Below are 20,369 nucleotides of genomic sequence, written 5' to 3'. Positions count from 1 at the left end.
CGCGACGGATCCGATTCGGGCGCATTTATGTGCCGCTGTCGCCGAACGCGATGGCATGGAGGTGAATCGGGAGCGGCTCGGAGCGCGACTCGCCGTCGGACTCACGTTCGCAGCGGCGATGCTATCGATCGTCACCGGCGTCGCCGGGTTCGGCATCCTCGGTCTCGACGTGCCGAGCGTCACCGGCCCGCTCGCGGCGTACGTCCCGGCGTTCGTCCAGCGGGCGGCCGCGTTCACCGGCGCGTTCACCGGCTTTCTCCTGTTGGCGAGCGTGTTCACGCTCCGCAACGGCCGCCGCCTCGGATGGTACCTCGCGGTGCTGCTGCTGCCGTTGGCGGCCACGCAAGGGCTGTTGCAGTCGAGTCCGCTCGCGTACCCGCTGGTCGTCCTCTCGCTTCTGGCGCTGCCCGTCGTGCTGGTGAACTACCGGCACTTCGAGGAGCGCACCGAGTTGACGACGACCCAGCAGGCGGCGCTGGCGGCAATCGTCCTCGCCCAACTGTATGGGACGGTCGGCACGTACGTCCTCCGCGACGAGTTCGGAAGCGTCGTGACGCTCGTCGACGCGTTCTACTTCTCGCTCGTCACCGCCAGCACCGTCGGCTACGGCGACGTGACCCCGGCGAGTCAGGCCGGGAAACTGTTCGTCGTCTCGGTGCTCCTCACCGGAACAGCGAGTTTCGCCGTCGCCCTCGGGGCGCTTTTGACGCCAGCCATCGAAGCCCGGTTCGCCAGAGCGCTCGGACGCATGACAGACACACAACTCTCACTCCTAGAAGATCACGTTCTCGTTCTCGGCTACGGGGACCTGACGGAACCGATTATCGAAGAACTGCAGGAAAAATGCGAGTTCCTCGTCGTGACGCCCGACCCCGCCCGCGCACAGGAACTCACAGAGCGGAACATCTCCGTCCTCACCGCCGACCCGAGCGACGAGGAGCCGCTTGCCAAAGCGGGCGTCGCCGACGCGCGCGCCGTCGTCGTCGCGACGAACGACGACGCCCAGGACGCGCTGGCGATTCTCACCGCCCGACAGATGAACCCCGACGTGACCATCGTCGCGGCCGCCGCCCAACGGCGGAACATCCCGAAACTGAAACGAGCGGGCGCGGACACGGTCATCAGTCCCGCCGCGCTCGGCGGACATCTACTGGCGGCCTCCGCCCTCGGCGGTGAAGGAGCCGAAGACGTCGCCGACAGGCTGTTGCACGACCGCTCGGTCGAGCCGTGAACGCCCGAGTCAGTTCGGGTCGCCGCGGTCGACGACGGCGAGGTCGCAGTCGAGCGAGTCGAGTCGCTCGAACGTCGGCGGCGAGATGAACCGCGAGGCGGCGCTTCGGTCGCCGCTAGAACCGATGACGACGAGGTCGTAGGCACCGGCGTTGGCCTCGATGAACGACTCGACCTCCGCGCGGGCGACGCGCGTCTCGACGTGCCCCCGCGTCGTCTCGACGAGTTTCGCGAGCGTGTTCTCGGCGACGCGGCGTTCGGCCTCGGCGTCGATACAGGTGCAGACACTGACGTTGCCGTCGGGTTCGGCGAGTCGCTCGGCGAAATCTATCATCGCGTGCGCAGTGTCGCCGGGTCGCGAGACGGTCACGAGCACGCGTCGCCACCGCTCCTTGCCGGTACGAGATCGGAACGCCACGGCGTCGGTCGGTCCCCGGAAGATGGTGCGAACGACGTCCGAGAGGTGACCGTCCTCGCTCTCGAACGGGACGACAACGAGGTCGCAGTTCGTCTCGCGGGCGGCGCGAACGGCGACCGTTCCGGGGGATCCGCTCGCGACGACCGCCTCGCAGGGGATACCGATTCGCGTCCGAATCCGCTGGGCTTCGGTCTGCAACCGAGACGCGGCGTCTTCGACCGTCTCGGCGGTCTCTCCGTCGGCGTCGGTCTCGGTATCCGAATCGACGTTCACCGAGACGACGCTCGCGGAGGACGACACCTCGTCGTCGAGCATCGCCCGCTCGGCGGTGGCCCGTTCGGGGTCGTCGAGCACGTCGAGGAGGACAACTTTTCCGGCTTCGTGGGCGGCGGCGAGGCGCGCGCCGAACAGCGCCGTCTTCGTCGCCGTCTCGCCGCGCATCGGGACGAGAACGTGGTCGTCGCCGCGGGTGGTCCCGTACAGGTACTGCGCCCGGCGTTCGTAGAATCGCGAGCGCCAGAGCGCGAAGACGGTCGCGACGACGGCTCCGAGGCCGACGACGGCGACGAGATACTCCCACGGCTCGGCGTCGGCGGCGACGAGGACGAGCAGTGCCGTCGAGTACGCCGCCGGCTCCTCCACGTCGAGCCCCCACGTCACCGCCCCGGCGAAGAAGATGGCGAGCGCCGCGCTAACCGGGCTGACGGTGGTCGACTCGACGGGACCTAACAGGGCGGCGGCGACTACCTGCGCGAGCCATCCCGCGGCCGCGCCCGCCGCGAGTCCGGCGACGAACTGGACCGGGTCCGCGTACCGACCCTCGGGGTTCGCAAAGAGCGTGTACGTGCCCGACGCCAGCGGCGGAAAGAGGAGAAACGAGAGCGCCGTCAGGTTAGAGATGTGAGTGACGAGCGCGATGAGAAGCGGGACGAAGACGAGCACCGAGAGGTGGACGAGGTTGCTCGTGGTCTCCATCCACCGCCGGAGTTCGCCGAGTTCGCGTCGTTCGACGCGCCGGACGCGCCGAAGCATATCGGCGATTCGCGCCACCACCCGGTCGAACATCCTCAGGCGACGGTCGTCACTGCGCGTAGTGTGATGGCAATGGCGCGCTCGACGTTGTTCTTCGCCTTCTCCGGGAGTTCCTCGTCGGAGTCCGCGCCCTTCTGCGTCCCCTTCACGAGGTTGCCGTCGACGGTGCAGATGGCTCCGGCGCGCATCCCCTTGCGGCGGGCGAGCGCGAACACCGTCGCCGCCTCCATCTCGATGGCGAGTAGGTTCGCCGCGTTCCACTCCTCGACGTACTCGTCGGACTCGTTGTAGAACGCGTCGTCGGAGACGATGGGACCGACGTGGACGTCTTCGTCGTTGGCCTCCGCCGAATCGACGAGCGCCGTCAGCACCTCGTAGTCGGGGACCGCCGGGTACACCGGCGACTCGTAGCGCTTCGAGGTTCCCTCCTCCTTGGCTGCGCCGGTCGCGACGATCATGTCGCCGATTTCGATGTGCTCCTGCAGCGCGCCGATGGTGCCGACACGAATCACCGTGTCGACGCCGACGCGCGACAGTTCCTCGACGGCGATGGCGGCGGAGGGACAGCCGATACCGGTCGAACAGATGGTGAGCGCGACGCCGTCGTACTCGGCGTTGACGATCTTGTACTCGCGGTTCTGCGAGACTTCCTCGACGTTCTCACACTGCTTCGCGATTCGGTCGACGCGACCCGGGTCACCGGGTACGAGCGCTATGTCGTGTACGTCTCCCTCCTCGACGAGCAGGTGCGGCTGTTTTGCCATATCCGAGGGTCACAGGTAGTCGGGAAAAACTGATTGGTCTCTCGTGTCGCCTCCCGAGCTCAGCCGTACCGCTGCAACAGTTCACGCTCCTCGGCGATGAGTTCGCTCACGCCGTGGGTCATGATGGCTTCGCCGAGCGCGGTCGCGACGTAGTACGAGTAGAGGCCGTCCTGGCCGCGTTCGCGACGCTTTCGGTTCGCCACCAATCCCACGTCGACGAGTTTGTCGAGGTGGTAGTGCAGGCGGTTCGAGGGACTGTCGAGGCTCTCTGCTAACTCGCTCGCGCTCAGTTCGCCCTCGCGCAGCAGTTCGGCGAGCACGCGGTAGCGCGTCTCCTCGCCGATGGCGCGCTGCATCGCGAGATACTCGCTCAGCGTGAGGACGCCGTCCTCGGGAAGTTCGGGGATGTGGGGGTGTTCGGCTTTGGACATGGCGACCACTTGCTGTTTCTCAGTAGCAGTTAGTGTCACATAACACTTCTTGAGTCAACGTCCCCTGAAACAGCCGCCATTTTTATACTACCCCTCCGAGAACCACTACCAAAGATGCGCGACTACCTCCTCGACACCCTCCCGCCGACGACCTACCGGCGCTTCCTCGTCTACCTGATGGGACCGTACAAGGGCCACCGCGGCGAGGACAGCGAGATGTTCGCCTTCCTCGAACGCCTGCGCGACGATTTGCGAGATGTCGGCTTCAACGCGTTCCTCGCCACCGACGCGGACATCGAGTTGGAGGAGATGGACGCCGGGACGCAGTCGCTGCAGTTTGCCCGCGCCAGCAACGCCGTCGTCTTCGTCGTCCCCGGCGACGGACGGAACCTCGGCGTCGGCATCGAAGTCGGGGCGGTGCTGGAGGACATGTCCGATCGCGCGCATGAACGAGTGCTGTTCGTCCACGAGTCCGGCGTCCGGAGCGCGATGATCCGCGCCGTCGCCGACCGCTGGGACGCGACGGTTCGGTCGTACGACGACGAGGCGGAGCTCGTCTACGGGATTCGGGTGTTCGCTCGGGACGTGATGCGCCGCGAGGGGAGCGGCGAGTTGTCGTTTCCGCCCGAGGAGTGAGCTTCAGACGACGGCGAACAGAAACGGAGCGACGACGGCCAGCGCCGCGCCGAAGACGAGCGACGAGCGGAGCCACTGTCCGCGAACCGCGGTCGACTGCTCCTCGTAGATGTCGCCGCCGGCGCGCGGGAGGACGAAGTGGGCGAAGAAGACGTAGATGAACGAGACGACGACGCCCACGGCAACCAGATGCGACAGGAGGTCGACCCCGCCGAGCGAGACCACGCGGGGGACGACAGTCTCGCCGAACGTCAGCACGACGGCGTAGAGAACGCCCGCGAGCAACCCGGCGCCGTGGTGGACGACGGTGGCGTCGCGGAAACTCACCGCGTCCGGGGTCGTTCGGCGCAGCACCGACGCGGCGACGTAGGCGGGGGTGAAGCCGCCCTCCTGTCGACCCATCGGCGCGTCCATGACGACAGCCGCGACGAGACCCGCCAGCGCACCCAGTGCAAGGCGAATCATCGACGCGACGCCGCGCGTCGCCGCTAGGTCGAGGACGGTGTCGGCGAGCATCACCCCGGAAAAGTCTGTACTATCGTATAAACGTGCGGGAGGACAATCGACGGTTCTGACAGGTAGGCGAACAGAAATAGTTGGTGTCAGTCGGCGCTAGTCAGCGTAAGTTGGTGTCGTCGTCGTCAGTCGGTGTCAATTGTCGCGCCGAGCAGTCGGTCGACAGCGTCCCAATCGAGTGTCGTTCGCGCGCCGAGCGACGACGCCGCGAGCGCGCCGCAGGCGTTGGCGACGGCGAGCGCCCGGTCGTAGCCGCCGCCGCCGAGACGACTCGCGAGGAACCCCGCGGCGAACGCGTCGCCCGCACCCGTCGTGTCGACAGTGTCGACGGCGAACCCCGGGTGCGTGTGTGTCTCCGTCGACGTGCGGACCTCCGCGCCGCGCGGCCCGTGTTTCAGCACAAACGTCCGGCCCTCCGGCGAGAGGTCGGCGTCAAGCGCCGCCGCCGCCTCGCGGTCGTTGAGAAACACTACGTCCGCGCCGTCGAGCGCGCCCTCGAACCCTCGGTCGCCGACGCGCCGACCGGGGTCGAAACTGACCGGCACGCCGACCGCGTGCGCGCGGTCGACCAACGTCGCCGCTGTCTCGGGGTCGTGGCTCGTCAGGTGGAGGTGGTCGGCGGCCGCGAGTCGCTCCGCCGCGAGGTCGGTAGCGGAAAAGGCTTCGTTGGCGCCGTCGCGGCCGAGCACCATCACGCGCCCGTCGTCGGCGACGACGAGATATTTGACGGCGGTCGCTCCGTCCGCTCGCACCAGCGTCTCGCAGTCGACGCCTGCGTCGGCGAGTTCTGCTCGCACCTCCGTTCCGTGGTCGTCGTCGCCGACGCTCCCGAAAAGAGTTGTCCGGACATCGAGTCCGGCGAGACCGCCGGCAACGTTCGCGGCGCTGCCGCCGCCCGCGCCGGTCTCCGCCTCGATAACCGCTTCGCCGTCCGGCTCGGGGAGGTGGTCGACGCGGAGCGTCACGTCCCAGTTGACGTGACCGGCGCAGATGACGCGGGGCATGGGACGACTCTCGGCCGCCGGCGAGAAAAAGCCACCCGACGCGGCGGTCGGCGAGGAACAGAGTCAGGCGACGGCGAAGAGGATGAGGTTGTGAACGCCCGGTCCCAGACCGACGGCCGCGACGAGCGCCAAGAGCAGAAAGCCCTCGCTCGGTTCCTCGCGAACGTAGTCGGCCATGAGCGAGACCACGACGCCGGCGAGAAGCAGTTTCACCGTGACGAACAGCCACCCGGTCCCGACGAGGTCCGCAGTCGGCAACTCGGCGGCGAACTCGAAGATGAGCCGCGAGAGCGGCGTCCGCTCGCCGAACGAGAGGATATCGAGACCGACGGCCGTCGAGACGCCGTCGAGGGTGTGGCCGAACACCGCCAGCGCACCGGCCCACCGGGTGAGGGCCGTCTCGGGGCGAACGGCTTTCAGCGCGACCCACGCCGCCGCGCCGAGGAGGAGCGAGACGACGAGCGCGACGGTCGACCAGAATGGCTGGAACGACCCCGCCGAGAGCGCCGAGGCGAGCGGGAGGCCGACGGCGGGAACCGTCGCGACGACGCCTGCGACAGCGACCGAGGTCGGGACGGGCCGGTTCAACGAGTCGGCGACGACCCAGACGCCGCCGGCGACGACGGCGACGGAGAGATACACCGACGGCGTCCCCATCAGCGGTTCGATTACAGGAGGGAGCGTCCCGAGCGCGTAGGCGACGTGGAGCGCCGACCCAGTGACCATCCACGGGGCGAGCGCGAGCACGTGGCGGTCGGTGAGTGCGGGTCGACGCCGATACAGCGCGTAGCTGACGACGGAGAGACCGACAACGAGCGCGAGGAGATACGGCGGCGGCGGCAGCGCGAAGCCCTCGGGCAACACCTGCATGAGGCGAGGAGTGTCGGGCCGCCGTGAAAGCCTTACCGAACGCTGACGACGCGGTCGTCTCGGGAGACAGTGGACAGCTCAAGAGGCGGTAACAGCTCGGGAGACGGCGGCCAGTTCGGAAGGCAGTGGACATCTCGCCGGGCAAAACACGTCACGGCGGTCTCCGGCGGGATTTTAACGCCCGCCGCCGTGGGGTCGCCATGGAGCGCAGCGAACTCGCCGCCCGCATCGACCACACCGTCCTCGGCCCGGAGACGACGCTCGACGACGTGGACGGAGTCCTCGACGACGCCGTCGAGTACGGGATGAACGCCTGCATCCCGCCGTGTTACGCCGCCGAGGCCGCCGAGTACGCGCCGGACGTGACGCTCGCGACGGTGGTCGGTTTTCCGCACGGTCAGCACTCGACGGAAGCCAAGCGCGCCGAGGCCGTCGACGCGTGGGACCGGGGCGCGGACGAACTGGACATGGTACTCAACGTCGGTCGCCTGAAGGCGGGCGAGGACGAGGCCGTCGAAGCCGACATCGCCGAAGTCGTCGCCGCGGTGCCGGTTCCGGTGAAAGTCATCATCGAGACAGCGCTTTTGACCGACGAGGAGAAGCACCGCGCCTGCGAGGCGGCGAGACAGGCCGACGCCGCGTTCGTGAAGACCTCGACCGGCTTCGCTGACGGGGGCGCGACGGCTGAAGACGTGGAACTGATGGCCGAGTACCTCCCCGTGAAAGCCAGCGGCGGCGTCGGCAGTTACGAGGAGGCGATGGCGATGTTCGAGGCGGGGGCCGAGCGCATCGGCGCGTCGAGCGGCGTCGAAATCGTCGAGGGCGCGCCGGAGTAAGGATGAACGAGGAGTACCAACTCGACGAGGTCGACCGCCGAGTCATCCACGCGCTGATGGCGGACGCGCGCAACACGTCCGCGCCGACCATCGCCGAGGGCCTGGGCGTCTCCGCCGGGACGATCCGCAACCGAATCGCCCGACTGGAGGAGGCGGGCATCATCAAGGGCTACTACGCGCACGTCGACTTCGAACAGGCCGACGGTCGACTGACGAATCTCTATCTCTGTAACGCGCCCGTCGCCGAGCGGGAGTCCGTCGCCGCGAGAGTGCGAACCGTCCCGGGCGTCGTCCACGTTCGGGAGCTGATGACCGGCCGCAGAAACCTCCACGTGCTCGCCGTCGGGGAGGACATCGCCGACCTGCGGCGCGTCGCGCGGGCGCTCTCCAGCCTGGGAATCGAAATCGAGGACGAGGATCTCGTACAGGCGGATTCGTACCTCCCGTACGCGCCGTACGAACCCGAAGAGGACGAACGTCGCGGGACGCTCTCGGACTTCGTCAGCCTCACCGGGGGCTCCGAAATCGTCGAGGCGACTATCGGCGAGGAGGCGCCCATCGACGGGTTGACGCTGTCGGAGGCGGGCGACCGAGGGCTGCTCGACGCGGATACGCTCGTTATCTCGGTCGACCGCGGCCAGAGCGTCGTGACGCCGCGGGGCGATACGGTCCTCCGGGCGGGCGACGAGGTGACGCTGTTTTCACGCGGCGACGTTCCCGACGAGACGCTCGCCGCGCTCCGGAACACGGAGTAGTTCGGCGACCGACGTTCGCTGACGACGGCACGAGGACGCTTTCCGCACGATATGGAGGAACCGCGAGTGACGACGCCGCCGTCTCCCTCACCGTACCCGTCGATATATGAACTACTGCTCGATGCCTACCTCATTTAAATACTCGTTTTCGTTTCGAGTAGATTTCAGTCGGTTGAGTTATGTACCCCGACACGATACGGTCGAGCATGAGAATTCGAACCGAGAGGAACGAGAGACGACGTCGCGGCGACGCACCGGTCGCCATCGCGCGGCCGCGACCGACCAAGCCGCTATGAAGCTACGAGAGACAGCCGTTCGATGCGAGAAACGGACCGTAGACGGACCGGCGGGAGGACACGATGGCTGACGAGGAGTTAGCCAAGGACCTCGGGTTGTTGTCGGCGATGACTATCGGTATCGGGACGATGATCGGCGCGGGTATCTTCGTCCTCCCGGGCGTTGCCGCCCAGGAAGCGGGTCCCATCGTCGTCGTCTCCTTCGTCGTCGGCGGTCTCATCGCGATGGTGAACGCGCTGTCGGTGTCGGAACTCGGCACGGCGATGCCGAAAGCCGGCGGCGGCTACTACTACGTCAACCGCGCGCTCGGCCCGCTTTTCGGGTCTATCGCCGGTCTCGGCGACTGGGTCGGCCTCGCGTTCGCTTCTGCGTTCTACTGTATTGGCTTCGGCCAGTATCTCGCCGAACTCGTTGGCCTCCCCGGCGTCCTGTTTCTCTCGCCGATACAGGTGGGCGCGCTGCTCGCTGGATTCGTCTTCGTCGGCGTCAACTACATCGGCGCGAAGGAGACCGGCGGCGTCCAGACCGTCATCGTGCTCATTCTGTTGGCGATTCTCGGCGTCTTCGCCGTTGCGGGGTGGAGCTCCTTCGACTACGCGACGCTCGCCGGCGAGGACGGTCTCGCCCCCTTCGGCTTCGGGGCCATCCTTCCGGGAACCGCGTTAGTGTTCGTCTCCTTTCTCGGCTACGCGAAAATCGCGACCGTCGCCGAGGAACTCAAAAACCCTGGCCGTAATCTCCCTATCGCCATCATCGGCAGCGTCGCGCTCGTCACCGTCGTCTACGCCATCCTGGTGACGGTAATGCTCGGCGTCGTCCCGTGGACCGACTTGAGCCAGGATGCGCCGGTCGCGCAAGCTGCCGAAGTCGCGTTCCCGGCTGGTATCGCCGGCGCCGCGGCGACAGTGATGACGCTCGGCGCGCTGTTGGCGACGGCGTCATCGGCGAACGCCTCGATTCTCGCGTCTGCGCGCATCAACTTCGCGATGGGTCGCGAAAAAATCGTCACGAACTGGCTCAACAAGATTCACCCGAGGTTCGCGACGCCGTACCGCTCGATTCTGGTGACCGGACTCATCATCATCGTCTTTATCTCGGCTTTGGGCCAGGACCTTGCGGTGTTGGCGAAGGCGGCGAGCGTACTGCACCTCATCGTTTACGCGCTGATGAACGCCGCACTCATCGTCTTCCGCGAGTCCGACGCCGTCGATTACGACCCGGAGTTCCGCGTGCCGTTCTACCCGGTGACGCCCATCGCAGGGGCGCTGCTGTCACTCGGACTCGTCGCGTTCATGGACGACATCGAGATCGCGCTGTCGGCGGTGTTTGTCCTGGGCGCAGTGGTGTGGTACTTCGTCTACGCGCGTGAGAAAGTCGAGACAGGCGGGCTACTCAGTCGGTACATCCTCTCACGTTCGGAGGAGATGCCCGACGCGGCCGTCTCAGCTGCCAGCACGGTCAAACCCGACGGCGGCGACTACCGCGTCATGGTCCCGCTCTCGAACCCGCGAACGGAGAAACACCTCATCGAACTCGCGAGTCTGCTGGCGACGGCTCGCGGCGGGACAGTCGAAGCCGTTCACATCGTCACCGTCCCGGACCAGGTGCCGCTGTCGGCCGGGGCCGAGCGCGTCGAGCAGATCGACGCCGAATCCGAGAAGTTGCTGGCGGCCGCCCGCGAGGACGCGGAGACGTTCGGCGCACCCGTCGAGACGCAGACCATCGTCTCTCACCGCTCCGTCGAGGAGGTGTTCGACGCCGCCCGCGACCACCGCGCTGACCTCGTCGTGATGGGCTGGGGCGGCTCGCCGTTCTGGTCGGCCGGCCGCGTCGAGGGGACGCTCGGCGAACTCGCCGGGAACCTGCCGTGCGACTTCCTCGTGCTGAAAGACGAGGGGTTCGACCCCTCTGACGTGCTGGTCCCGACGGCAGGCGGCGGCGACTCCGACCTCAGCGCAGAGGTCGCGCGCGTCCTGCTCAACCAGGGTTCGAACGTCTCGCTGCTCTACGTCGTCGACGGCGAGGACGAGCGCGAAGCGGGCGAGACGTTCCTCCGCGAGTGGGCCGAAGAACGGGACATCGAAGACGCCGAGATTCGCGTCGACGTCTCCGGCGACGTCGAGGGTGCCATCGGCCGCCACTCCGAGGAGATGTCGATGGTCGTCATCGGCGCGACCGAACGCGGCCTGCTCTCGCGACTGTTGACCGGGTCGCTCGTCTACGACATCGTCGACGAGGTGGAGTGTTCGGTGCTGCTCGCCGAGCGCCCGAGCGAGCGGTCGCTGCTCAGCCGGCTGTTCGGCTCCGGGTCGGCGTCGGACGACGACTGAACGACCGCTCCCGACCGGAGTCCGTGCCCGTCGTCACTTTTACTCGATAGCGTACGCCCGTGATTTATCTTCAGTAGTGGTCAGCGCGAAAACCGCGCCGTCGGCGACGGCGAGACCCTCCTGAACGCCGCCCTCCAGATCGAACGACCACCGTTTGGCGCCGAATCGAACGTCGTCGACGCCGACGCCGCCGTCGAGCGCGTAGGCATCCACGCGGCTCTCGCCGCCGACGTAGAGTATCTCGCCCGCTGCGGCGGGTCCCGAGAAGTAGTCGTCCCCGACTGTCCAGCGGGTTTCGCCCGAAGCCGCGTCGACTGCGGTAAGTCCCGTCCCGTCGGTGCCGAAGACGGCGTCGTTCGCGACCACGAGCGACCGGTGGGCGGTGACGGCGTCGCTCTCCCAGCGGGGCGTTCCGGCGAAGGCGCCGGACTGAAGTCGCGCGAGGGGGCCGCCGAATCCCCCGGCGAACACGTCGCTGTTTTTGACCGCGAGCGCCTGCACCGCGCCGCCGAGTTTGGTCCGCCAGTAGCCGCGCTCTCCGTACGGGTCGAGCGCGTACACCTCGCCGCCTTCGGTTCCGACCGTCAGGACACCGTGCCGCGCGACGAGTCGAGTTGCGACACCGAAGACGTTACGTCGCCACTGCTCGTCGCCGGATTCGGCATCGAACGCGTATATCGTCCCGTCGCTATCGCCGACGAAGAACGCCTCGCCGTGGCGGTCGAGCGTCGGCACTGTGGCGGCACTGGCGTCGGTTTCGGCGGTCCACAGTTCCTCGCCCGTCTCCGCGTCGACGGCGAACGCTCGCCCGCCGCCCGACGCGGTGTACACGGTCCCCCCGTGGACCAACGGCGAGCGGAGATAGTGGTCGTCTTCGTCGCCGGCGTGCCAGCGCTCCTCGCCCGACTCTGCATCGAGTGCGAGGAGATCACCGGAACACGGGACAAAGACGGTTCCGTCCGCGACGACGGGGCGTCCCGTCGGAAGACCGGGAAGCTCGGTCGACCACCGCTCCGTGGGATTTGAGTGCGGACCGACCGGGTTCGGGTTGTAACTCGTCCACCCAGCGTCGAACGCGGGTCGGGGCCAGTCTGCCTGCGTATTTTCGTCGCCACGTGCGGCCGTGTCGGGTTCTGAACCGCGATACTCCGACGCGATACATCCGGCTACGCCGAAGCTTCCCGCCGCACCGACCGCCGCGAGAACCTGTCGTCTAGAGGGCATCACTGACCGTGCGTCCGGACTCGTGATATATTTTCGGAAGGACACGAGACGCTCGAAAGCAGTCTCGAAGACGGCCTACGAACCGCCCCCAATCGTCGCGCTTTTGCCCGCAGACCCGATACCACCCACAAGCGAATGGCCCGGTACCACATCGAAACCTACGGTTGCACGTCGAATCGGGGTGAGAGCCGTCACATCGAGCAGGCGCTGCGCGACGGCGGCCACCACCCCGCCGACGGACCCGAGGAGGCCGACGTGGCCATCCTCAACACCTGCACGGTCGTCGAGAAGACCGAGCGCAACATGATTCGCCGGGCGCAGGAACTGGAGAAGGAGACAGCGGACCTCATCATCACCGGCTGCATGGCGCTCGCGCAGGGCGACGAGTTCCGCGAGGCTGGCATCGACGCCGAGGTGCTCCACTGGGACGATGTCCCGAACGCGGCGATGAACGGCGAGTGTCCGACCGTCACCCCGGACACTCAACCCGTCCTCGACGGACAGGTCGGCATCCTCCCCATCGCCCGCGGTTGCATGTCGAACTGCTCGTACTGCATCACGAAGTTCGCCACCGGGCGCATCGACTCGCCGCCCGTCGAGGAGAACGTCGAGAAGGCTCGAGCGCTCGTCCACGCCGGGGCGACGGAGATCCGCGTCACCGGCCAGGACACCGGTGTCTACGGCTGGGACACGGGTGAACGAAAGCTTCCGGAACTACTCGACTGCATCTGCGACATCGAGGGCGACTTTCGGGTTCGAGTCGGGATGGCCAACCCGGGAGGTATCCACGGCATCCGCGAGGAACTCGCCGAGGTGTTCGCGGAGAACGAGAAGCTCTACAACTTCATCCACCTCCCCGTCCAGTCGGGCAGCGACGACGTGCTCGAAGAGATGCGGCGACAGCACCGCGTCGACAAGTTCCTCGACATCGTCGAAGTCTTCGACGACAAACTCGACTACTGGACGCTCTCGACGGACTTCATCGTCGGCTTTCCCACCGAGACCGAGCACGACCACGCCCAGAGCATGGCCTTGTTCAAGGAGATTCGCCCCGAGAAGGTGAACATCACGCGTTTCTCGAAGCGCCCCGGGACGGACGCCGCCGACATGAAAGGTCTCGGCGGCACAATCAAGAAAGAGCGCTCGAAGGCGATGTCGGAACTGAAGATGGAAATCGTCGGCGAGGCGTACGAGGCGATGGTCGGCACACAGCAGGAGGTGCTCGTCGTCGAGGAGGGCGTCGGCGACTCGGTGAAATGTCGCGACGGCGCGTACCGACAGATTATCGTCCAGAACGCCTCGGACCACGGCGTCGAACCCGGCGACTTCCTCGAAGTCGAGGTGACGGGGCACCAGACCGTGTACGCGTTCGGTGAACCAATTTAACGGTCGGTAGTGGGAGAAAGCATTTACCAACACACCTGACAGTCTTGAGTGATGACGCCCTCCAGACGTCACTTTTTGCGTGCGACCGGACTCGCAGCGGTCGGTCTCACCGCCGGGTGTACCGCCCTCCCGACAGAGTCGGGAGACGACGGCAGTTCGTCGACGACGGCGACGCCGACGACCAGTCCCGACCCGTCCGGGGAGAACAGCACGACCCCGGCATCGAACGCGGCGTTCACGCTTCCCGAGTCGTCGATACGAACGCTCGGCGACGTGCAGGTCGCCGTCGCGAACCCGACCGTCGAGAAGGCGGTCGCCTACGACTCTATCATGGGGTCCGGCGGCGTGCTCGCCCCCGAGGACCGACAGTTCGTCGTCGCCGAGGTGCAAAGCGACGACGGATCGGGCGTGAACGCCGTCGCGGAACCCGAATACGACGCGTTCGAGCTATCAGCGGCGGGAACGACGTACTCCGCGGTCAAAGTTGAGACACGGACCGAAGGCGCGTACACGACGATGCTCGCCGGACGCGGGGAGATTCAGTACGACGACCCGTACGCGTATCCCGAGAGCGAACAGGTCGGCTGGGTGGTCTTCGAACCACCGTCGCCGCTGGACGCGAACGACGCCACGATTCGTTGTCGACGCGGCGACGACACCGCCGAGTGGTCGCTTCCGGCGGACGCCGTTTCAGAACTCAGGCGTCGCGCGCCGACGTTCGAGTTGCAATCATTCGAAACCGAAGTGATAAACGACGGTACGAGCGTCGAACTCTCGCTGGTCGCCGAGAACGTCAGTAACGTCGATGGCGAGTTCCTCGCGGCGGTGTACTGGCCGACGACCGGCATCGCCGACGACGACGAGTCGACCGTCGTTCGCGACAACGTCGACGCGGGCGGACACGTCGAGTGGAGCCAGGGCTTCAGCACCGAGTACACCGGCGGCGAGGACGGACTCGTGACCGCGAGCGTCGACGGGATGGTCTCGGCGTCGGAGACGGTCGACCTCGGGACAGCGTCGACGACGGAAACGACCGCCGATTCGAGCGACTGAACCGACACCGTCCCGCAACGCTCTTGCTTACTGCCACGCACTCCCGAATAGATGCCTCGTTCCCTCCTCTACGACGTCCTCCAACCCGTCGCCGCCGTCATCGCGGTGTTTCTCGTGCTCGTGTTGGTGACCGGCGTGTGGCCGCCGATGGTCGCCATCGAGAGCGGGAGCATGGACCCGCACATGCAGAGAGGCGACATGGTCGTCGTCACCGCCACCGACCGGTTCTCGGGGTCGGGCGCCGACGCGGCGGGGGTCGTGACCACCGACGACGACGGCGACTACCGGCGCTTCGTCGGCGACGGCGACGTGATAATCTACGAGGCACCGAACCGCGGAACGCCGATAATACACCGCGCCCGCTTCCGGGTCGAGGCAGGCGAGAACTGGTACGACCGGGCGAATCGGTCGTACCTCCCGGTAACCGCCGATAGCTGCGACGAACTCCGGAACTGCCCCGCGCCGTACGACGGCTACGTGACGAAAGGCGACGCGAACGACCACTACGACCAGGCGAAAGGTATCGCCCCCGTGGTCAAACACGAGTGGATCCGCGCGAAAGCGGGACTCCGCCTCCCGTGTGTCGGCTGGGTTCGCCTCGTCGTCGAAGGGTCGGCGACGCTCGACGACGTCGGTTGCCCGTAACCCCTCGGCGTCCGGACCGGCCGACCCTCGATCCACCCCAATCTACACTTAGCTACTCGTGGTACCGCCGGCCGTGTCAGGAACGAGAGAAAGCGGTGACCCCGTTTCTCGGGAGTTTTTCGGTGTGCTCGCCGCACTGGGGGTCGTCGGCGTGGCGCTGTTCGCCGTCGCTGGCGTCTGGCCGCCGATGGTCGCCGTCGAGAGCGCGAGCATGCAACCGAATCTCGACAGGGGTGACCTCGTCTTCGTCACCGACGTCAGCCGCTACGACGACGGGACGGCCGGTCCCGACGGCGTGACGACCGTCGAGGAAGCCGAATCGAGCGCCTACGAGCGATTCGGCGAACCGGGCGACGTCGTCGCCTTCGACGGTCCCGAGCGGGACGGCGCGCCGACGCTCCGCCGGGCGCACTTCCGCGTCGAGGCGGGCGAGAACTGGTACCAACGCGCCGACTCCTCGGCGATTCCGCCCGGCGTCGACGACTGCACGGAACTGGCCAACTGCCCCGCTCCGCACGCCGGATACGTCACGAAAGGCGACGGCAACGAGTACTACGACCAGGCGACCGACTCCATCGACCCGGTGCGGACCGAGCAGGTTCGCGCGAAAGCGAACGTCGGCGTGCCGATGCTCGGGTGGCTTCGCCTCGTCGTCACAGGTGTGCTCTGAGTGAGCGAGAAGAGCGCTGTCGGAGATTTACCGTCGTCGGCTGTCGACGCCCGTCCATCTCGCTAACCGGTCTGTTTCGTCGTCGTCTTTCCACTCGCCGAGCTCCTTCGGATCGATGTGGACGAACACGTCGTCGACCTCCGAAATCTCGCGGATCGACGTGACCACGTCCGTCTCGATGTCATGCGCCTCGCGGACGGTCATGTCGCCTTCGACTTCGATGTGGAGGCTCACGTCTATCTCCGGGCCGACGTAGTGCGCGACGACGTCGTGCGCGCCGCGAACGTCTTCGTGCGAGAGCGCCCGGCGAAGGATTTCGCCGCGGAGGTCCTCCGGCGGCGCACGGCCGACGAGATAGTCGACGTTGTCGCGGACGATTTCGTAGCCGGTGTAGCCGATGCCGACGGAGACGACGGCGGCGGCGACCGGGTCGAGAACCGGAACGCCGACCCGGGTGCCGAGTACGCCGACGAGCGCCGCGCTCGCGGTGAGGATGTCGTTTCGGTTGTCGAGCGCGGCGGCGACGAGCGCAGGCGAGTTCTGCGCCTCGCCGACCCGGAGGCAGTACTGGTAGAGAACGTACTTTACGAGGGCGCTGGCGACGAGGACGCCGACGGCGGTGAGACCAACGGTCCCGCCGTAGCTACCCGTGAGCACTGACTGGACGGCTTGCCACAGCACCGCACCGCCCGCGGCGAAGATGCCGACGGCAACGAACAGCGAGACGAACGGTTCGATTCGCTCGTGGCCGTGGGGGTGGTCGAGATCCGGCGGTTGCGTCGTGATGTAGAGACCGGCGAGGACGACGAAGCTGTAGACGGCGTCCGAGAGGCTGTTGACCGCCTCCGAACCGACGGCGAGGCTTCCGGTGGGGTACCACACCGCCCCTTTCGCCACGGCGAGCGCGAGGTTGGCCGCGAGGACGACTACCCCGACGCGCCTGACGACGGTCTGCCGGTCCATCGGTCGTCGTAGGACACCGTCGCTCAAAGGTGCTTTGAACTGACCGTCAGCGCTGGTGATTCGCCCAGCGCGAGGCGTGTCACAGACAGCGGGTGGTTCGGCGGCAGCGGACGGTTCGCCGGCGGTCGACGGTTCGGCGGCGGACCGTTCGCCGAGAGATGGGAGCGAACACGAGTTCCCGTCGCGTCAGTCGAACCGAAGCTGGACGGCGTCGTCGTCGCCTCTGCTCGCCGCGCCGTCCTGCTCGGCGAACGCGTCGTGGAGGCGGTCGTAGCTATCTTCGAGCGCTTCGACGAGCACTTTCGTGTCGCCGATGACAGGCATGAAGTTCGTGTCGCCGGACCACCGGGGGACGACGTGGGTGTGAACGTGATCGTCGATAGAACCGCCGGCGGCACCGCCGAGGTTGAGTCCGGCGTTGAACGCGTCCGGACCGGAGGCGGTCCGAAGCGCCTCGAACGTCCGCTGTTTGAGGCGCGCGTGGTCGAGCAGGTCCGCGTCGTTGAGGTCGGCGTACTCGCCGGTGTGACGGTAGGGGATGACCATCACGTGGCCGGGGTTGTACGGATAGTTGTTCAGGAGGACGAAACAGCGGTCGCTCCGCGCGACGATGCGGTTCTCTCTGTCGGCGTCGTCCTCGGAGAGCGTGCAGAACGGACACCCGCCGTCGCTGCCGTCGGTGTCGCGTTCGACCCACTCGATGCGCCACGGCGCGAACAGTTGGTCCATGGTACGGTCTTAGTCGCCACTCGCTTAGGCGTATCTCACCGCCGACGTCAGTTCTACTCCGCAACTGCCGGTCGCCTCGGACGACGCCGGGAGGTCCGCACGAACGTCGACAGTTCTGTACGACCGCCGACGGTTCCGGACGCGAACGGTTCCGGGTAGGCGTCGACGGATTTGCACGAACGCTGATGGTTCTACACGAACGCCGGCAGTTCTGCACGGACGCGACGGCCCACACGACCGCGGCGACCGATACCGAGAACGGCGACGAACGGGGTCGACGACGGTTTTACCGTCCGTCTTACGCCGATAAACCGTTTGAACAGTACCCCTCCGAACGGGGGGTCATCCCGACGCCGTCTTGCGATGAACGGTCGAAAATCGATGGAACGGAGATGTGTCTTTATTCGTAATTCACCCATACTGTTGCCTGAAATGGCGACGAAACCCGAACCCGATGGGGTGGCAGAGACGTGTGACCGCTGCGGGCGGGAGACGACTCACAACGTCCGTGTCGAAATTCGAACCGAGAGCCAGAAGCGGGAGAACGCGGAGTTCTCGCGCGAACCCTACCGCATCTCGGTCTGCGGCGTCTGCGGGACGGAGAAGACCCAGCGGATGAACAACGCGTAGTGAACGGGTTCGGTTTTTCCCGGCGTTCGAAGCACCCGAGAGCGGCGACGTTCCGCGTTCCCCGCCGGGGAGCGTACGAAACCACGGACAACGTCCCCGACGGACGGCCCCGTCGGTTTACGTCTCACGCTCGCGGCGAACGTGGTGGCCTGTGAGCGGTTTATCCGCGTCTCGCCCCAACTGCCGGATATGGTCTCGGTAGGCGACGACGCACTCGAGTTCACGAACAAAGTGGCAAACGGCGACGTCGAGGAGTTCACGCTCTCGGAGCGGGTTGACGACGGTTCGCTCGTACTCGCGTTCTTCCCGGGCGCGTTCACCCCGCCGTGTACGAACGAGATGACCTCGCTCGAAGAGCACATCGACGAGTTCGAGGAAGCCGACGCGTCGGTGTACGGTCTGAGCGCCGACTCGCCGTTCACGCTGAACGCGTTCCGCGAGGAGTACGACCTCTCGTTCCCGCTCGTCAGCAACATGAGCCGGGAGACGATTCAGTCGTACGACCTCGAAATCGACGTCGAAGAACTGGGTCTGCACGGCGTCGCGAACCGCGCGGTGTACGTTGTCAACGACGACAGCGAAATCACCTACGCGTGGGAAGCCGACGAACCGGACAACGAACCGGAGTACGACGAACTGCTCGGCGCCGTTGGCGCGTAAGCGGCGACCGGCCGAAGCCGTCGAGACGATTCTTTTCACAGGACCGAAGCGGAGTTACGTGCGTTTCCGCAGCTACCGGCTCAGTTGGTCGTAATCTCGCACCCGTCCTCGGTGACGATGACGGTGTGTTCGGCCTGGCTGACGAGACGGCTATCCTCCTCCTTCAGCACCGGGTAGCCGTGGAGAACGTGGTTCTGTTCGAGGCGGCGAATCGCCATCTCCGCGCGGGGAACGTCGAGCCACCGGGCCGCGAAGGGGAGCGTGCGGTAGTGCTCTTTCACGTGGTCGAGCACCTGTCGAGCCTGTCGGTTGCGGACCGAGCGGTCGTTTTCGAGGCTGTAAATCTCGGTTTTCGCACCCTCGGTCACTTTGCCGCTGCCGTCGGTCGCGAACGGTTCGACGGCGACCACGTCGCCGACTTGGAGTTCGACGCCGCGCTCCGCGCCGCGGTTGGGGATGTTCGGCCCGGTGTGGGCGTCCCACTGCTCGACGCCGTGACCGGAGAGGTTCAGAATCGGCGTGTAGCCGTAGCCGCGGATCACGTCCTCGATCTCCGCGCCGACGGCACCCGTCTCCACACCGGGTTCGATAGCGTCGAGTGCGGCGGCGAGCGCCTCCTCGGAGGCTTCGACGAGTTCGGGGTTCCCCGTAAGGTCGACGGTGACGGCGGCGTCGGCGACGTAGCCGTCGACGTGGACGCCGACATCCAGACAGACCATCTCCTCGCCGAACTCGGTGTCGTCGTCGCGGGCGGGCGTCGCGTGCGACGCCTCCTCGTCGACGCTGATGTTGACCGGGAACGCCCACCCCCCGCCGAGTTCCTTGATGCGCGATTCGGCGTACTCGGCGACTTCGAGCTGCGTTACGCCTGGTTCGATCATCTCCGCGGACTCGTCCAACACGGTTCGGAGGATGTCGCCCGCCTCGCGGTACTTTTCGACCGTCTCGTCGTCGAGATGTCCGATGCTCATACCCGCAGGCTTTGACCGACCGGGGCAAAGAGGTTGCGGGACAGCGGGGCGACGCAGTGGAGCGACACGCCGGGCCGCCCCCGACGAGGAACCGGTACCGGCGGCCGAGAGCCACAATCGCGAGTTGACGGTCGACCACGACGACGTGTTCGTCGACGACCAGTGAGTCGCGTCGCGCCGGCGGTTCGGCGGACGTTCATCGGGGTCGGCAGACGCCGTTCCCAAACCGGCGTCCTGCGACGAGCGAGGCGGTCAATCTCCGGCGACCGAGATCCGTCGCGCGGCCTCGTTCGAGCCGCCGAGAATGTCAGTCTACAGT

General features: G+C 66.7%; 22 protein-coding genes. 12 read left to right on the top strand and 10 right to left on the bottom strand.

Features of this window, described 5'->3' with window-relative positions; translation table 11 throughout:
* The first annotated feature begins 55 nt into the window (after positions 1–55).
* Positions 56–1,231 (top strand): NAD-binding protein, encoded by a 1,176-nt coding sequence (locus LAQ58_RS01820; RefSeq protein WP_224448923.1) that lies wholly within the window; start codon positions 56–58, stop codon positions 1,229–1,231.
* Positions 1,232–1,240: 9 nt separating this feature from the next.
* Here the strand turns inward: LAQ58_RS01820 and LAQ58_RS01815 are convergent, their stop codons facing one another.
* The 3 genes from LAQ58_RS01815 to LAQ58_RS01805 are packed head-to-tail and all read right to left on the bottom strand — an operon-like array spanning position 1,241 to position 3,875.
* Complete coding sequence (locus tag LAQ58_RS01815; RefSeq protein WP_224448922.1) at positions 1,241–2,680, bottom strand: universal stress protein; 1,440 nt, start codon at positions 2,678–2,680, stop codon at positions 1,241–1,243.
* Positions 2,681–2,715: 35 nt separating this feature from the next.
* On the bottom strand, positions 2,716–3,444 hold the full coding sequence (locus tag LAQ58_RS01810; RefSeq protein WP_224448921.1) for a guanosine phosphorylase: 729 nt from the start codon (positions 3,442–3,444) through the stop codon (positions 2,716–2,718).
* Between the two features lie 59 nt (positions 3,445–3,503).
* Positions 3,504–3,875, bottom strand: coding sequence for a winged helix-turn-helix domain-containing protein (locus LAQ58_RS01805; RefSeq protein ID WP_224448920.1), 372 nt, complete (start codon positions 3,873–3,875; stop codon positions 3,504–3,506).
* Between the two features lie 114 nt (positions 3,876–3,989).
* Here LAQ58_RS01805 and LAQ58_RS01800 point away from each other — a divergent pair, with 114 nt between their 5' ends.
* Positions 3,990–4,511, top strand: a complete 522-nt coding sequence (locus LAQ58_RS01800; RefSeq protein WP_224448919.1) for a DUF7509 family protein — start codon at positions 3,990–3,992, stop codon at positions 4,509–4,511.
* Positions 4,512–4,514: 3 nt separating this feature from the next.
* On the opposite strand, the gene LAQ58_RS01795 is transcribed toward LAQ58_RS01800, so the two are convergent.
* The 3 genes from LAQ58_RS01795 to LAQ58_RS01785 all read right to left on the bottom strand — a co-directional run bounded on the left by LAQ58_RS01795 (position 4,515) and on the right by LAQ58_RS01785 (position 6,901).
* On the bottom strand, positions 4,515–5,027 hold the full coding sequence (locus tag LAQ58_RS01795; protein ID WP_224448918.1) for a hypothetical protein: 513 nt from the start codon (positions 5,025–5,027) through the stop codon (positions 4,515–4,517).
* A 125-nt stretch (positions 5,028–5,152) separates the two neighbouring features.
* Positions 5,153–6,031 (bottom strand): ATP-dependent ribose-1-phosphate kinase, encoded by an 879-nt coding sequence (locus LAQ58_RS01790; protein ID WP_224448917.1) that lies wholly within the window; start codon positions 6,029–6,031, stop codon positions 5,153–5,155.
* 63 nt (positions 6,032–6,094) lie between these two features.
* On the bottom strand, positions 6,095–6,901 hold the full coding sequence (locus LAQ58_RS01785) for a DUF63 family protein (RefSeq protein ID WP_224448916.1): 807 nt from the start codon (positions 6,899–6,901) through the stop codon (positions 6,095–6,097).
* Positions 6,902–7,101: 200 nt separating this feature from the next.
* Here LAQ58_RS01785 and deoC point away from each other — a divergent pair, with 200 nt between their 5' ends.
* From deoC to LAQ58_RS01770, 3 genes are all read left to right on the top strand, one after another.
* Positions 7,102–7,737 carry a deoxyribose-phosphate aldolase gene (gene deoC / locus LAQ58_RS01780; protein ID WP_224448915.1) on the top strand — a complete coding sequence of 212 codons (636 nt, stop codon included), beginning with the start codon at positions 7,102–7,104 and terminating at the stop codon, positions 7,735–7,737.
* A 2-nt stretch (positions 7,738–7,739) separates the two neighbouring features.
* Positions 7,740–8,492 (top strand): Lrp/AsnC family transcriptional regulator, encoded by a 753-nt coding sequence (locus tag LAQ58_RS01775; protein WP_224448914.1) that lies wholly within the window; start codon positions 7,740–7,742, stop codon positions 8,490–8,492.
* A 359-nt stretch (positions 8,493–8,851) separates the two neighbouring features.
* On the top strand, positions 8,852–11,119 hold the full coding sequence (locus LAQ58_RS01770; protein ID WP_224448913.1) for an amino acid permease: 2,268 nt from the start codon (positions 8,852–8,854) through the stop codon (positions 11,117–11,119).
* Positions 11,120–11,158: 39 nt separating this feature from the next.
* Here the strand turns inward: LAQ58_RS01770 and LAQ58_RS01765 are convergent, their stop codons facing one another.
* Complete coding sequence (locus LAQ58_RS01765; protein ID WP_224448912.1) at positions 11,159–12,343, bottom strand: outer membrane protein assembly factor BamB family protein; 1,185 nt, start codon at positions 12,341–12,343, stop codon at positions 11,159–11,161.
* 135 nt (positions 12,344–12,478) lie between these two features.
* On the opposite strand from LAQ58_RS01765, the gene LAQ58_RS01760 reads away from it, so the two are divergent.
* The 4 genes from LAQ58_RS01760 to LAQ58_RS01745 all read left to right on the top strand — a co-directional run bounded on the left by LAQ58_RS01760 (position 12,479) and on the right by LAQ58_RS01745 (position 16,097).
* Complete coding sequence (locus LAQ58_RS01760) at positions 12,479–13,729, top strand: tRNA (N(6)-L-threonylcarbamoyladenosine(37)-C(2))-methylthiotransferase (protein WP_224448911.1); 1,251 nt, start codon at positions 12,479–12,481, stop codon at positions 13,727–13,729.
* Between the two features lie 51 nt (positions 13,730–13,780).
* Positions 13,781–14,782: a hypothetical protein gene (locus tag LAQ58_RS01755; protein WP_224448910.1), complete on the top strand. Its 1,002-nt coding sequence runs from the start codon at positions 13,781–13,783 to the stop codon at positions 14,780–14,782.
* A 51-nt stretch (positions 14,783–14,833) separates the two neighbouring features.
* Entirely contained in the window at positions 14,834–15,427 is a 594-nt protein-coding gene (locus LAQ58_RS01750) for a S26 family signal peptidase (RefSeq protein ID WP_224448909.1), read from the top strand.
* 124 nt (positions 15,428–15,551) lie between these two features.
* Positions 15,552–16,097 carry a S26 family signal peptidase gene (locus tag LAQ58_RS01745; protein WP_224448908.1) on the top strand — a complete coding sequence of 182 codons (546 nt, stop codon included), beginning with the start codon at positions 15,552–15,554 and terminating at the stop codon, positions 16,095–16,097.
* Positions 16,098–16,124: 27 nt separating this feature from the next.
* Here LAQ58_RS01745 and LAQ58_RS01740 read toward each other — a convergent pair whose 3' ends face one another.
* Positions 16,125–17,060 (bottom strand): cation diffusion facilitator family transporter, encoded by a 936-nt coding sequence (locus LAQ58_RS01740; RefSeq protein WP_224448907.1) that lies wholly within the window; start codon positions 17,058–17,060, stop codon positions 16,125–16,127.
* 186 nt (positions 17,061–17,246) lie between these two features.
* Positions 17,247–17,789 carry an HIT family protein gene (locus LAQ58_RS01735; RefSeq protein WP_224448906.1) on the bottom strand — a complete coding sequence of 181 codons (543 nt, stop codon included), beginning with the start codon at positions 17,787–17,789 and terminating at the stop codon, positions 17,247–17,249.
* A 432-nt stretch (positions 17,790–18,221) separates the two neighbouring features.
* On the opposite strand from LAQ58_RS01735, the gene LAQ58_RS01730 reads away from it, so the two are divergent.
* Both LAQ58_RS01730 and LAQ58_RS01725 read left to right on the top strand, forming a co-directional pair.
* A complete protein-coding gene (locus LAQ58_RS01730; RefSeq protein WP_224448905.1) occupies positions 18,222–18,419 on the top strand; it encodes a DUF7835 family putative zinc beta-ribbon protein in 198 nt (65 codons plus the stop codon).
* A gap of 189 nt (positions 18,420–18,608) precedes the next feature.
* Positions 18,609–19,079: a redoxin domain-containing protein gene (locus LAQ58_RS01725; RefSeq protein ID WP_224448904.1), complete on the top strand. Its 471-nt coding sequence runs from the start codon at positions 18,609–18,611 to the stop codon at positions 19,077–19,079.
* Between the two features lie 80 nt (positions 19,080–19,159).
* Here LAQ58_RS01725 and map read toward each other — a convergent pair whose 3' ends face one another.
* A complete protein-coding gene (map, locus tag LAQ58_RS01720) occupies positions 19,160–20,050 on the bottom strand; it encodes a type II methionyl aminopeptidase (RefSeq protein ID WP_224448903.1) in 891 nt (296 codons plus the stop codon).
* Here map and LAQ58_RS01715 point away from each other — a divergent pair.
* Positions 20,043–20,216 (top strand): hypothetical protein, encoded by a 174-nt coding sequence (locus LAQ58_RS01715; protein ID WP_224448902.1) that lies wholly within the window; start codon positions 20,043–20,045, stop codon positions 20,214–20,216. The genes map and LAQ58_RS01715 overlap by 8 nt on opposite strands.
* Positions 20,217–20,369: the final 153 nt, after the last annotated feature.

Origin of the sequence: Haloprofundus salilacus, from assembly GCF_020150815.1 — an archaeon.
In the GTDB taxonomy this organism is placed as follows: domain Archaea; phylum Halobacteriota; class Halobacteria; order Halobacteriales; family Haloferacaceae; genus Haloprofundus; species Haloprofundus salilacus.
The sequence above is the reverse complement of the archived record's forward strand: the minus strand, read 5'-3'. Positions and strand labels throughout refer to the sequence as shown.